Annotated in this window: 11 protein-coding genes and 2 pseudogenes; 2 read left to right on the plus strand and 11 right to left on the minus strand. The window is 70.4% G+C overall.

Going from position 1 to position 13,261, the window contains the following annotated elements:
* Positions 1 to 104, plus strand: a pseudogene (locus CCR97_RS01780) (IS110 family transposase); the annotation flags it as partial.
* A 286-nt stretch (positions 105 to 390) separates the two neighbouring features.
* Here CCR97_RS01780 and CCR97_RS01785 read toward each other — a convergent pair.
* From CCR97_RS01785 to CCR97_RS01795, 3 genes are all read right to left on the minus strand, one after another.
* Positions 391 to 1,392 carry an Hsp33 family molecular chaperone gene (locus tag CCR97_RS01785; protein ID WP_111358695.1) on the minus strand — a complete coding sequence of 334 codons (1,002 nt, stop codon included), beginning with the start codon at positions 1,390 to 1,392 and terminating at the stop codon, positions 391 to 393.
* Positions 1,393 to 1,484: 92 nt separating this feature from the next.
* Positions 1,485 to 2,408 (minus strand): ornithine carbamoyltransferase, encoded by a 924-nt coding sequence (gene argF / locus CCR97_RS01790; protein WP_111358696.1) that lies wholly within the window; start codon positions 2,406 to 2,408, stop codon positions 1,485 to 1,487.
* Positions 2,405 to 3,625, minus strand: a complete 1,221-nt coding sequence (locus CCR97_RS01795) for an aspartate aminotransferase family protein (RefSeq protein ID WP_244670211.1) — start codon at positions 3,623 to 3,625, stop codon at positions 2,405 to 2,407. The genes argF and CCR97_RS01795 overlap by 4 nt, the downstream gene beginning before the upstream one ends.
* A 386-nt stretch (positions 3,626 to 4,011) precedes the next feature.
* Between CCR97_RS01795 and CCR97_RS01800 the strand changes: the two genes are divergently transcribed.
* Positions 4,012 to 4,512 carry a GcrA family cell cycle regulator gene (locus tag CCR97_RS01800; RefSeq protein ID WP_111358698.1) on the plus strand — a complete coding sequence of 167 codons (501 nt, stop codon included), beginning with the start codon at positions 4,012 to 4,014 and terminating at the stop codon, positions 4,510 to 4,512.
* 225 nt (positions 4,513 to 4,737) lie between these two features.
* Here the strand turns inward: CCR97_RS01800 and phoB are convergent, their stop codons facing one another.
* The 8 genes and pseudogenes from phoB to CCR97_RS01835 all read right to left on the minus strand — a co-directional run bounded on the left by phoB (position 4,738) and on the right by CCR97_RS01835 (position 13,240).
* Positions 4,738 to 5,442 carry a phosphate regulon transcriptional regulator PhoB gene (gene phoB / locus CCR97_RS01805; protein WP_111358700.1) on the minus strand — a complete coding sequence of 235 codons (705 nt, stop codon included), beginning with the start codon at positions 5,440 to 5,442 and terminating at the stop codon, positions 4,738 to 4,740.
* A 59-nt stretch (positions 5,443 to 5,501) separates the two neighbouring features.
* Positions 5,502 to 6,215: a phosphate signaling complex protein PhoU gene (gene phoU, locus CCR97_RS01810; RefSeq protein WP_111358701.1), complete on the minus strand. Its 714-nt coding sequence runs from the start codon at positions 6,213 to 6,215 to the stop codon at positions 5,502 to 5,504.
* Between the two features lie 59 nt (positions 6,216 to 6,274).
* Positions 6,275 to 7,096 carry a phosphate ABC transporter ATP-binding protein PstB gene (gene pstB / locus CCR97_RS01815; protein WP_111358702.1) on the minus strand — a complete coding sequence of 274 codons (822 nt, stop codon included), beginning with the start codon at positions 7,094 to 7,096 and terminating at the stop codon, positions 6,275 to 6,277.
* 24 nt (positions 7,097 to 7,120) lie between these two features.
* Positions 7,121 to 8,308 (minus strand): phosphate ABC transporter permease PstA, encoded by a 1,188-nt coding sequence (gene pstA / locus CCR97_RS32230; RefSeq protein ID WP_420826050.1) that lies wholly within the window; start codon positions 8,306 to 8,308, stop codon positions 7,121 to 7,123.
* Between the two features lie 168 nt (positions 8,309 to 8,476).
* Positions 8,477 to 8,962, minus strand: a pseudogene (locus CCR97_RS32235) (DUF3333 domain-containing protein); the annotation flags it as partial.
* A complete protein-coding gene (gene pstC, locus CCR97_RS01825) occupies positions 8,955 to 10,322 on the minus strand; it encodes a phosphate ABC transporter permease subunit PstC (RefSeq protein ID WP_111359588.1) in 1,368 nt (455 codons plus the stop codon). The pseudogene CCR97_RS32235 and the gene pstC, both read right to left, overlap by 8 nt.
* A 229-nt stretch (positions 10,323 to 10,551) precedes the next feature.
* The gene (locus tag CCR97_RS01830; RefSeq protein ID WP_111359589.1) at positions 10,552 to 11,607 is read right to left on the minus strand and encodes a PstS family phosphate ABC transporter substrate-binding protein; all 1,056 of its coding nucleotides are present in this window, start codon (positions 11,605 to 11,607) and stop codon (positions 10,552 to 10,554) included.
* 274 nt (positions 11,608 to 11,881) lie between these two features.
* Positions 11,882 to 13,240, minus strand: a complete 1,359-nt coding sequence (locus tag CCR97_RS01835) for an ATP-binding protein (RefSeq protein ID WP_201159256.1) — start codon at positions 13,238 to 13,240, stop codon at positions 11,882 to 11,884.
* Positions 13,241 to 13,261: the final 21 nt, after the last annotated feature.

Here is a 13,261-nt window from a genome sequence, read left to right on the forward strand (position 1 = left end):
GTGCCGGCAAGCCGAAGATGGTCGCCTTGATCGCCGTCGCTCGGAAGCTACTGACAATCCTCAACGCCATGCTCAGGGACAATCGACCATGGCAAAACGCTTGACAGCCAAGACAGTCGCTCACCCCGGCTCGCTACGCTCGCCGACCCTCTCCCTCAGGGAGAGGGTCCCGGTGCCCGCGGCGACTGCAGCCTCGTGCCCCGGGCGCGGCACGACGCGCCGCGAACCGGGACCCAGGGGCGACCCGACGAGGCGTTGCCGCGCCGCCCCTGGGCCCCGGCTCTGCGGCGCATCAGGCCTGCGGCCCGATGCGCCTTGTCCGGGGCGCACGCGGCCGAGATCCGGAACGTCGGCTCGCATCCATCGAGACGCGCCGTCGCTCCCGTCCGTCTACCCTTCCGCGTCCTCCGGCCCGACCACGCTGGCCGGGTCGAACGCGTAGCGGGTGTTGCAGAACTCGCACGTCACCCCGATCCGGCCGTTCTCCACCATGGCGGCGCGCTCCTCGGCCGGGAAGCTCTTCAGGATCGTCTCGACTCTTTCGCGCGAGCACGAGCATTGGGCTTCCACGTCGACGGCGCGGAACACCCGCACGCCGTGCTCGTGGAAGAGCCGGAACAGCAGCCGCTCGGTCGACAGCGCCGGATCGAGCAGCTCGACGTCCTCGACGGTCGCGACCAGGGCCTGGCCCTCGACCCAGGCGTCGTCCTCGGCCACCTCGTGCGGCGCCGTGCCCTCCGGCGCGTCGCCGGGATGGAGATCGGCGACCCGCTGGCGCTCCTGCGACTTCGGCAGGAACTGCAGCATCAGGCCGCCGGCCCGCCACCGCCGCTGCGCGCCGCCGGCCGCCGCCGAGAACTCCTCCGCCACCGCGAGCCGCACCCGGGTCGGGATCTGCTCCGAGCGCAGGAAGTACTCGTGCGCGGCCTCTTCGAGCGTCCCGCCGCCGAGCGCGACGAGGCCCTGGTAGCGGTTCATGTCGGCGCCCTGGTCGATCGTCATGGCGAGATGGCCGCGCCCGAGCAGGTCGCCGTCGGTCGGGCTGGTCAGCGCCGCCACGGCGTCGGCGTCGAACTGGGCGTAGGCCCGCACCTTGCCGGGGCTGCGCCAGTCGACCACCAGCATGCGCACCGGCCCGTCGGTCTGGGTCTGCAGGATGAAGCGGCCCTCGAACTTCAGCGACGAGCCGAGCAGCACGGTCAGCACGATCGCCTCGCCGAGCAGGCGCGACACCGCGGTCGGGTAGGCGTGCCGGGACAGGATCTCGTCGACCATCGGGCCGAGCCGCACGGTGCGGCCGCGCACGTCGAGCGCCGCGACCTCGAACGGGACGACGGTGTCGTCGTGCGGGATCTCGCCGGGCGCGCGGGACGGAATGCTGATCTGGCTCATCGGGGTCCTTCGGATCACGTGTACGGACGCACGACGACGGCCGGCGGGAGGCCCGCCGGCCGTTCGCGACGACCGCATCCGTCCTCAGATAGTCACTGGACGGCGGCTTGGAAGCACCAGGCCAGGATGCCCTTCTGGGCGTGCAGGCGGTTCTCGGCCTCGTCGAAGACGACCGACTGCGGTCCGTCCATGACGCCGGCCGTGACCTCCTCGCCGCGATGGGCGGGCAGGCAGTGCATGAACACCGCGCCGGGCGCCGCCTTGGCCATCAGCCGCTCGTTGACCTGATAAGACTTGAGCAGGTTGTGGCGGCGCGCCCCGTCCTCGTCGCCCATCGATACCCACATGTCGGTGAGCACGCATTCGGCGCCGGCCACCGCCGCGTCCGGATCGTTTCCGATCCGGATCGCGGCGCCCGACTGCTTGACCCAGTCGACCAGCGCCGGCTTGGGCGCCAGCTCGGGCGGCGTCGCGATGGCGAGCTCGAAATCGAAGCGCTCGGCGGCGTGCATCCACGAGGTCAGCACGTTGGAGGCGTCGCCCGTCCAGGCGACGCGCTTGCCGCGGATCGGCCCGCGATGCTCCTCGAAGGTCATCACGTCGGCCATCACCTGGCAGGGATGCGACAGCTTGGTGAGGCCGTTGATCACCGGGATGGTCGCCTCGTGCGCCAGCTCCTGCACCTTCTCGTGATCGAGGGTGCGGATCATGATGGCGTCGACGTAGCGCGACAGCACCTTGGCCGTGTCGGCGATGGTCTCGCCGCGGCCGATCTGCAGCTCGTTGCCGTGCAGCACGATGGTCTCGCCGCCGAGCTGGCGCATCGCCACGTCGAACGACACCCGGGTGCGGGTCGACGGCCGGTCGAAGATCATGGCCAGCATCTTGCCGGCGAGCGGCGCCGCGTGACCATTGGCCTTGCGCGCCGCCTTCATGGCGAGGCTGGAATCGAGCATCCGCCGCAGCTCCGGCCGCGGGATGTCGATCAGGTCGAGAAAGTGCCGAACTCCGCTCACCCCTTCAGTCCTTCGAGTTTTGGCGCGACGCCTTGCGCGGCCCCGGCGGCGCGCTCGAGACGGGTCGCGGCCCGATCGATCCGGTCCACCGCCTCGGCGATCTCGGTCTCTTCGATGATCAGGGGTGGCAGAATGCGTACGACGTTGTCGCCGGCCGCCACGGCGAGGAGCTTCTCCTCGCGCAGCGCCGTGATCAGCTCGTTGTTCGGCACCACGCAGGCGAGCCCGAGCAGGAGCCCCTCGCCGCGCACCTCGCGGACGATGGTCGGATGGCGGTCCACCACCGCGGCGAGGCGCTGCTTGAGCAGCAGCGCCTTGTGCTGCGCGGCCTCCAGGAAGCCGGGCGCCAGCATCACGTCGAGCACGGCGTTGCCGGCCGCGACCGCGAGCGGGTTGCCGCCGAAGGTCGAACCGTGGGTGCCGACCGTCATGCCCTTGCCGGCCTCGGCCGTGCACAGCACGGCGCCGACCGGGAAGCCGCCGCCGAGCGCCTTGGCGACGCCCATCACGTCGGGCGTGACGCCGACGCGCTGATGCGCGAACAGCGGGCCGGTGCGGCCCATGCCGGTCTGCACCTCGTCGAACACCAGGAGGAGGCCGTTCTGATCGCAGATCTCGCGCAGGCCGCGGAGGAACTGCGGGGTGCCGACCCGCACGCCGCCCTCGCCCTGCACGGCCTCGACCAGGATCGCCGCGGTCTGCGGGCCGATCGCCGCCTTCACGGCGTCGAGGTCGCCATAGGGCACCTGGTCGAAGCCCTCGACCGGCGGGCCGAAGCCTTCCATGTACTTCTTCTGTCCGCCGGCCGCGAGCGTCGCCAGGGTGCGGCCGTGGAAGGCGCCCTCGAACGTGACGATGCGGACGCGCTCCGGCGCGCCGTTCGCGGCGTGGTACTTGCGCGCGACCTTGATCGCGCCCTCCATCGCCTCGGCGCCGGAATTGCAGAAGAACACCAGGTCCGCGAAGCTCGCCTCGCACAGGCGTGCGGCGAGGCGCTCGGCGTCGGGCACGCGGAACAGGTTGGAGACGTGCCACACCTTCTCGGCCTGCGCCTTGAGCGCCTCGACCAGCACCGGATGGGCGTGGCCGAGGGCGTTCACGGCGACGCCGCAGTGACAATCGAGGTAGCGCTCGCCCGTGGTGGAGACGAGCCACGCGCCCTCGCCCCGCTCGAAGGCGAGGTCCGCGCGCGCATAGGTCGGCAGCAGATGCGACATGGCCGAACTTCTTCTGGCGACTCGTGAATTGAGCGGCGCACGCCGAAGAGATGCGCGGCCCATGAAATGAATCGTGCCGCCTCGGGGGCGGCACGGGAGCATCATTTTAGGTCCGAGCGGCGCGGTGTCAACCGGACGCGCCACATCCGTCATCTCACGTACGGACTCGAAACGGCCATGAATTGTGGATGCAATACTGGGGACTCTTGCGTGGGACTCGCGCCATATAGTAGCGTTTTCTTCGTAAGTATACGATATCTCGTGCGGCGGACTGCTCTCTCAGTTTCACATCCAGTTCCTGCGTACCCGCCGGTGGAGAGGCACCGCCGCGCGGCGTTGGGGGATTCCGTGAGACCCGTCCCGCGCCGCGAGGCGAAGAGGAACACATGTGGACCGACGAGCGCGTGGAACTACTCAAGAAGCTTTGGAACGACGGTCTCTCAGCGAGCCAGATCGCCGTCGAGCTGGGTGGCATTACACGCAATGCGGTGATCGGTAAGGTTCACCGACTCGGCCTGTCAGGACGGGCCAAGAGTCCCGCGGCGGCGGTGCCGCGGGCGAGAAAGCCACGCGCGGCGGCGCCGGTGCTGCGCGTCGCGCGGCCGGCGATGCGCGGCAACACGGCGCTGGCGCGCGCGCCCGTGTACGAGGTCGAGTACGAGCAGGAGGTCGAGGCGGTCGCCAATGTGGTGCCGATGGGCCAGCGCTGCACGCTGCTCGAGCTCGGCGAGGGCAAGTGCCGCTGGCCGGTCGGCGATCCCGGCTCGACCGACTTCTTCTTCTGCGGCGGCCGGACCAGCGAGGGGCTGCCCTATTGCGGCTACCACGCGCGGATCGCCTATCAGCCGGTCGACCGGCGCCGCGACAAGCGGCTCGGGCGGATCTGATCCGCGACGAAGACGGTGTCCGGCGCGGCCGGACGCCGAAACCTCCCGCGTCGGCGAACGGCACCGGGTGATCGTGCGGCGCCGCGCCATCCCGCAGTCCGGCCATGTCGCCGCTGCAGTCCGCGCGATGCGCGGGCGCATGCTGCTCGCGCGCCCGCGAAAGGCCCTCGAGCCGGAGCTTTTCGGCGGTCGCGTGCCGCCGATCGCAGTGTCACGCCGCAGGCCTCACGCTTCGGCGCTGCCGTAGCGGTCGTTGAGGGCGTAGCCGGCGCCCCGCACGGTGCGGATCGGGTCTGAGCGCTGGCCGCGGTTGAGCGCCTTGCGCAGCCGGCCGACATGCACGTCGACGGTGCGCTCGTCGATGTAGACGTCGCGCCCCCACACCCGGTCGAGCAGCTGCTCGCGCGAGAAGACGCGACCCGGATTCTCCATCAGGAACTCGAGCAGGCGGAACTCGGTCGGGCCGAGCGGCACGTCGCGCCCCGCCCGCGCCACCCGCTTCTTGTCGCGGTTGAGCTCGATGTCGCCGGCGGTGAGCACCGAGGCGACGCGCTCCGGCTTGGTGCGGCGGAGCAGGGCGCGGATGCGGGCGAGCAGCTCGGGCACCGAGAACGGCTTGACGATGTAGTCGTCGGCGCCGGTGGCGAGCCCGCGCACCCGCTCGCCCTCCTCGCCGCGCGCCGTGAGCATGATCACCGGGAGCTGCTGCGTCTCGTTGCGGGCGCGCAGCCGCCGGATCAGCTCGATGCCGGACAGGCCGGGCAGCATCCAGTCGACGATGGCGAGGTCCGGCGGGCTCTCCTTGAGGCGGAGATCGGCGTCGTCGCCGCGGCCGGCGGCGTCGACCGCGTAGCCCTCGGCCTCGAGATTGTAGCGCAGGAGCAGCGTCAGCGGCTCCTCGTCCTCGACGATCAGAATGCGGGCGGCCATCGGCTTCAGGGTCCTCTCGAGAGTCACGGTCGCCCGGCGGCGGACGTGCGTCCTTTTCCTCAGGCGTCGAACGGAACCACGGTGCTCGACGTCGTGTCGCCCTTCGGGCGCTCGTCGGTGAGCGACTTGCCCTCGATCATGAAGTAGACCGACTCGGCGATGTTGGTGGCGTGATCGCCCATCCGCTCGATGTTCTTGGCGCAGAACAGGAGGTGGATGCAGATGCCGATATTGCGCGGATCCTCCATCATGTAGGTGAGGAGCTCGCGGAACAGCGAGTTGTTGACGGCGTCGATCTCCTCGTCGGCCCGCCACACCGCGACCGCCTTCTGCAGGTCGCGCCGGGCATAGGCGTCGAGCACGTCCTTGATCTGCGAGAGCACCAGCTCGGTCATGTGCTGGACGCCGCGCATCACCTGCTGGGCGCGGAACTCGTGATCGAGCACGACGACCCGCTTGGCGATGTTCTTGGCGAGGTCGCCGATCCGCTCGAGATCGTTGGAGATGCGCATCGCCGCGACGATGTCGCGCAGATCGACCGCCATCGGCTGGCGGCGCGTGATGGTGAGCACCGCCTTGGCCTCGATCTCGCGCTGCAGCGCGTCGATGCGGGCGTCGGCGGCGACCACCTGCTGGGCCGCGACGAGGTCGCGGCGGTCGAGCGCCTCGGTCGCGTCCGAGATCTGCTGCTCCGCCATGCCGCCCATCTCGGCGACCATGCGGGCGAGATCCTGCAGGTCGGTGTCGAAGGCCTTGTGGGTATGTTCGCCCATCGGGGGATTCTCCGGAAGGTCGTTCTCTCGGCTGTCGTCTTCGTCCGCCGCCACGGCGGTCAGCCGAAGCGACCCGTGATGTAGTCCTGGGTCCGCCGGTCCTTCGGCGTGGTGAAGATGTCGCTGGTGACGCCGATCTCGACCAGCACGCCGAGATGGAAGAAGGCGGTGCGCTGCGACACCCGGGCGGCCTGCTGCATCGAGTGGGTGACGATGACGATCGTGTAGTTCTCGCGCAGCTCGTCCATCAGCTCCTCGATCTTCGCGGTGGCGATCGGATCGAGGGCCGAGCACGGCTCGTCCATCAGGATGACCTCCGGGCTCACCGCGATGGCGCGGGCGATGCACAGGCGCTGCTGCTGGCCGCCCGACAGGCTGGTGCCGGAATCGGCGAGGCGGTCCTTCACCTCCTCGAACAGGCCGGCCCGCTTGAGGCTGGTCACCACGATCTCCTCGAGCTCGGCCTTGTTGCGGGCGAGCCCGTGGATGCGCGGGCCGTAGGCGACGTTCTCGAAGATCGACTTGGGGAACGGGTTCGGCTTCTGGAACACCATGCCGACGCGGGCGCGGAGCTGCACCACGTCGAGCTGCGGGTCGTAGATGTCGCGGTCGTCCATGGTGATCTTGCCGGTCACCCGGCAGCCCACGATGGTGTCGTTCATCCGGTTGAGGCAGCGCAGGAAGGTCGACTTGCCGCAGCCGGAGGGGCCGATCAGCGCCGTCACGGCGCGCTCCTGGATGTCGAGGTCGACGTCGCGCAGCGCGTGCTTGTCGCCGTAATAGACGTTGACGCCCTGCGCCACGATCTTGACCGGGTTGCCCGCCACGGCGGCGGCCGCGGCGACCGCGGTCGCCGAGTCGAGCTGGACCATGCTGTTCATCGGGCGGGACTCCCTGTCACCTGATCACCACCGGCGCTCGAACCGCTTGCGCAGCACGATCGCCGCCCCGTTCATGACGAACAGGAACACGAGCAGAACCATGATGGCGGCCGCCGTCTTCGCCTGGAAGGCGATCTCGGGCAGGTCGGACCACAGATAGATCTGGACCGGCAGCACCGTCGCCGCGTCCGTGATGCTGGTCGCCGGCTCGACGATGAAGGCCACCATGCCGATCATCAGCAGCGGGGCGGTCTCGCCGAGGGCGTGCGCCATGCCGATGATGGTGCCGGTCATGACGCCCGGCATCGCCAGCGGCAGGACATGGTGGAACACCGCCTGCTGGTGCGACGCGCCGACGCCGAGCGCCGCCTCCTTGATCGACGGCGGCACCGCCTTGATGGCGGCCCGCGACGCGATGATGATGGTCGGCAGCACGAGCAGCGCCAACACCAGGCCGCCGACCAGCGGCGCCGAGCGGGGCAGCCCGAAGAAGCTGAGGAACACGGCGAGGCCGAGCAGGCCGAACACGATCGAGGGCACCGCGGCGAGGTTGTTGATGTTCACCTCGATGATCTCGGTGAGCCGGTTCTTCGGCGCGAACTCCTCGAGATAGATGGCGGCGGCGACGCCGATCGGCAGGCACAGCACCAGCGTGACCAGGAGGGTCAGGGCCGAGCCGACGAGCGCGCCGCGGATGCCGGCCAGCTCCGGCTCGCGGCTGTCGCCGGCCGTGAAGAACGTGGTGTTGAAGCGGTTCTCCACCAGGCCGCGGTCGCGCAGCGCCTCCAGCCAGGCGACCACCTGGTCGGAGACCTTGCGGTTGGTCGCCGGCGTCAGATAGGTGACGAGCTGCCAGTCGCCGGGCCGCGCCGCGGCGCCGGAGGCGAGCGGCAGCAGCGTCTCGCCGGCGGCGGCGCTCGCGCCGATGCGGGTGAGCTTGACGAGACCGCCGTCGACGGCGACCAGCAGGCTCGGCACGGTGGCGTCGAGCGGCTCCTCGGCCGCGGTCGCCTCGAAGCGCGTCTGGAGGGCGGCCGCCGTGTCGGTCAGCTCGGTCATCCGGGCCGAGAGGCTCGTCATCTCCTCGGTCGTGGTGGCGAGCCGCCGCTCGGCGGCGGCGATCTGGGTCGCGTTGCCGCCGGCGCGGGCGGCGGCGAGGTCGCGCTCGGCGGCGGCGCGGCTGCCCTCGATCGACTGGACGATGGTCCGCAGGCGGGCCGCCTCGGTGCGGGCCGTGCGGGCCTGGGCCGACAGGGCGCGCTTGACCACCGCGAGGGTCGCGGCGAAGTCGTCGGCCGTGGAGGTCAGCGTCACCTCGCCGGTGGTACCGTCGACCGTCAGCGTGCCGCGGCCGGGCGTCCGCTCGATCCGGGTGCCGGTGCCCTTGAAGTAGAGATCGGCGTCGTCGGAGATCAGCACCGGCACCTTGACGGTCTTGCCGATCAGAGACGGGTCGGCGACGACGCGGCGGCGCAGCTCGTCGCCGGCGCCGGAGGAGAGGATTCCGTCGAGCGCCCGCCGCCCGAGCCGGCTGGTCACGTCGGGGAACTGCGCCCGCAGCGCGTTGCGCACCAGGAGCTGGAAGTCGCCGGCGCGGATCACCGACGGATCCCTGGTGCCCTGCGGATCGATCTCGCTGCGGTCGACCATCACCTCCATCTCCAGCACGTGCTGGGTGAAGGCCGGCAGGCCCTTCGCCACGATGTCGGCGAGCACGACGAGCAGGAACACGGCGGTCAGGACGATGGCGCCGATCCCGTAGGCGCGGAACCGGGCCTCGGCCCGGTAGCGGGCGCGGATGCGGGCCTTGGCGGCGTCCGACGTGATGTCGACGGTGCGGGTGGTCGGAAGCGCGACGTCAGTCATATTGCTCTCGGTATCGTTTGACGATCTGCATCGCGATGACGTTCAGCGTCAAGGTGAAGAAGAACAGCACGAGGCCGAGCGCGAAGGCGGCGAGCGTCTTGGCGCTGTCGAACTCCTGGTCGCCGACCAGGATGGTCTTGATCTGGACCGTGAAGGTGGTCACCGCCTCGAGCGGGTTGAAGGTGAGATTGGCGGCCAGCCCGGCGGCCATCACCACGATCATGGTCTCGCCGACGGCGCGGCTGATGGCGAGCATCATGGCCGAGACGATGCCCGAGAAGGCGGCCGGCAGGACCACCCGCTTGATCGTCTCCGACTTGGTCGCGCCCATGCCGTAGGAGCCGTCGCGCAGCGACTGCGGCACCGCGTTGATGACGTCGTCGGAGAGCGAGGAGACGAACGGGATGATCATCATGCCCATCACCAGCCCGGCGGCGAGCGCGCTTTCCGAGGCGACGTTCAGGCCGAGCGTCTGGCCGAGCTCGCGCAGCCAGGGGGCGAGCGACAGGGCGGCGAAGAAGCCGAGCACCACGGTCGGGATGCCGGCGAGGATCTCGAGCAGCGGCTTGGCGACGGCGCGGAACCGCGGCGAGGCGTACTCGGCGAGATAGATGGCGGCGAACAGGCCGATCGGTCCGGCGACCAGCATCGCGATCATCGTGATCAGCAGGGTGCCGACGACCAGCGGGGCGATGCCGAAGGCGCCCGACGAGCCGACCTGGTCGGCGCGGATCGCCGTCTGCGGGCTCCACTCCAGGCCGAACAGGAAGTCGAGCGGCGACACCTTCTGGAAGAACCGGATCGACTCGAACAGCACCGAGAAGACGATGCCGACCGTGGTGAGCACGGCGACGCAGGCGCAGGCGAACAGCACCACCTTGACGACGCGCTCGACCCGGTTGCGGGCCCGGAAGCCGGCCGAGATCACCCGCAGCCCGTAGGCGACGCCGAGCAGGCCGACGACGGCGCCGGCGGCCAGGATCAGCCCGTCGGTGAAGGCGCGCAGCGACGACCAGGTCTCGGCGGCGCGCGCCAGCGCCGGCGTCGCGTCGCCCGTGTGGCGGCCCGAGGCGACCGCGACGATGTCGCGCAGGGCGGCGCCGCGCCGCAGCTCGTCGTCGAGCACGCTCGGATCGAACACCGCGAGCGCCCTTGTCTCCACGATGTGGTGGGCGATCGGGACGCCGACGGCGAACACCAGCAGCGCCGGCAGCAGCACGCTCACCACCACATAGGCGCCGTGATAGTTGGGGCGGGAGTGGAACGACACGGTCCGGTTGGCGGCGGCGGCACGGTTTCGGCCGAGCAGGAAGCCGGCGACCACGAGAACGGCGAGGCCGCCGAAATACAGCAGAGACATGCCCTCTGTCCTTCGAAATACCGCAGACGAAGCAGCCGGAACGCGATCGAGCGAATGCGACGGACGGTAAGCGGCACGACAGCGGATGAAATGCGGGCGAGCGGATCGGCGGAGCGTGACGTGGGCCTGCCGAGACGACCAGCCACGACGACCAGCCGCCATCCGGCCACGGCGACGGCGGCTGCGCCCTCGGGACGCAGCCGCCGCCGGTCGGTGAAACGTCAGCCTATCACGACAGCGGGTCGGCCGTGAGCGGCTTCAGGGTCTCGATGTCCTTGCGGACCGCGTCGGCCTTCGCCTTCGGCAGGGTCACGAGGCCCTTCTTGGCGAGATAGCCGTCCTCGCCGATCGCCTTGTTGGACACGTACTCGGCGGCGAACTTGTCGAGGCCCGGGATGACGCCGACATGCTGCTTCTTGAGATAGACGTAGAGCAGGCGCGAGCCCGGATACTGGCCGCCGGCGATGTTGTCGTAGGTCGGCTCGACGGTGTTGAGCGGCACGCCGCGCAGCTTCGCGGCGTTCTCCTCCAGGAACGAGAAGCCGAAGATGCCGAACGCGTTCTTGTTGGCCTCGAGCTTCTGCACGATCACGTTGTCGTTCTCGCCGGCCTCGACATAGGCGCCGTCCTCGCGGAGCGACTTCCAGGCCTTCTCGAACGCCTTGGCGTCGGCCTTCTTGAGCTCCTTCATGGCCGGGATCTGCTCGGCGCCGGGCTCGAGCAGCAGCTCGTGAAGGGCGTCACGGGTGCCCGAGGTCGGGGGCGGGCCGAGCACCTCGATCTTTACGTTCGGGAGCGACTTGTCGATGTCGGACCAGGTCTTGTTCGGGTTGGCGACGAGCTTGCCGTCGGCGCCCGGGACCTCCTTGGCGATCGCCAGGAAGAGCTGGCCGAGGGTGAGCTTCAGCGGCGCGCCGGCCTTCGACTGGGCGACGCTGATGCCGTCGAAGCCGACGGTCAGCTCGACGATGTCCTTGACGCCGTTCTTCTGGCACTGCTCGAACTCGGACTTCTTCATCCGGCGCGAGGCGTTGGTGGCGTCCGGATGGTCGACGCCGACGCCGGCGCAGAACAGCTTCATGCCGCCGCCCGTGCCGGTCGACTCGACCACCGGCGTCTTCACGCCGCCGGTCTTGCCGAGCTGCTCGGCGACGGCCGTGGTGAACGGATAGACGGTCGACGACCCGACGATGCGGATCTGGTCGCGGGCCTCGGCGGCGCCGGTGAGCGCCAGGCCGGTCGCCGCGACGGCGCCGACGGCGATGAGGGAACGGTAAAGCTTCACGGGGCTCTCTCCTGCTGGCAGACGCCGACCGATGCGAAGGGGCGCTCCGCATCGAGGGGGCGATCGATGGCGTCTGGCTTCTGGGACGTCAGTCGTTTCCCGGTTGACCCGAGGACCGGTGCGACCAGTGCCGGCGACCGGTCCGAACCACGGCCGAACGGTCCGGGTTCAGGGTCTTTCTAGGGCCTCTCGATGACGTTTACATGACAGAATAAGATAATGAAAAAATTCAAGAAACTGTCATCGTCACGTCGACTGTCGCAATTCGTCGCGGTCAGCCGGCGGGTTGCGCGGTATCGGGCTCGGGCAGCCGTTCGGCGAGCGACGGGAGCCGCACCGTGAAGGTGGCTCCGGCGCCGACCGTGCTGTCGATCCCCAGCCGCCCGCGATGGCGCTGCAGGATGTGCTTGACCAGCGCGAGGCCGAGGCCGGTGCCGCCCTGGGCGCGGCTGTCGGCGACGTCGGCGCGATAGAACCGCTCGGTCAGGCGGGGCAGATGCTCGGGCGCGATGCCGGGGCCGTAGTCCTTCACGGCGACCGCGACCTCGTCGCCCTGCGGGGCCGCGGCCAGCGTCATACCGATGTCGACGCGGCCGCCGCTGGCGCCGTATTTCAGCGCGTTCTCGACCAGGTTCTCGAAGGCGCGCACCAGCTCGTCGCGGTCGCCCGCCACGGTGACGCCGCCGGCCGGCGGCTCGAAGGCGACGACGACGCCGCGCTCGGCGGCGAGCGGCTGCAGGCCCTCGACCACCTGGCGCAGCAGCAGGACGAGATCGACCGGCGTCTCCGGCCGCACATGCGCCTTCAGCTCGATGCGCGACAGCGACAGGAGGTCGTCGATCAGCCGCGCCATGCGGCTCGCCTGCGCCCGCATGATGGCGAGGAATTTTTCGCGCGCCGCGGTGTCGGCCCGGGCGGGCCCCTGCAGCGTGTCGATGAAGCCGGACAGCGAGGCGAGCGGGGTGCGCAGCTCGTGGCTCGCATTGGCGATGAAGTCGGCCCGCATCTGCTCGGAGCGGCGCAGCGGCGTGAGGTCGTGGAAGCTCACCATCAGCAGCCGCTCGCCGGCCGGCCGGCCGGGGCCGGGCGGCAGCCGCACCGGCGCGATCACGGTCTCCCACCAGCGCTCGGTCGGCACCCGCTGGGCCATCTCGGTGCGCACTGTGCCGAGCGTGCCGCCGTCCTCGGCGGCGCGCCGGACCGCGTCGAGGACGCCGGGATGGCGCAAGGCGAAGGACAGCGGCCGCGCCGTGGCGAGCGCCGGGGCCACCTCGACGGCGCGCCGGTTGAAGGCCCGCACCAGGCCGCCGCGCTCCAGCACGATCACCGGGTCGGGCACGCCCGCGATGGTGGCGTCGATGACGAGGTCACCCGCCTCGGCGCCGCGGCCGCTGTCGGCGACGTCGGCGGCGCGGGTTCGGGCGGCGCGGCGGACGTCGACCGCCAGCGCGAGCGCCACCGCGGCGAACACCAGCACGGCCGGCAGTGGCGCCAGCGCCCGGGTCAGCACCGCGACCAGGAGGGTGGCGGCCGTCACCACCACGGTCACCCGGACGCGGCCGATGTCGCCGGCGACGGTGGCGAGCAGTCCGCGCGCCCCGCCGGTCTCCTGCGGTTCGTTCGCCAAGGCCATGCGCTTCCGCCTCGTATTCCT

Origin of the sequence: Rhodoplanes elegans (assembly GCF_016653355.1) — a bacterium.
Lineage (GTDB): Bacteria > Pseudomonadota > Alphaproteobacteria > Rhizobiales > Xanthobacteraceae > Rhodoplanes > Rhodoplanes elegans.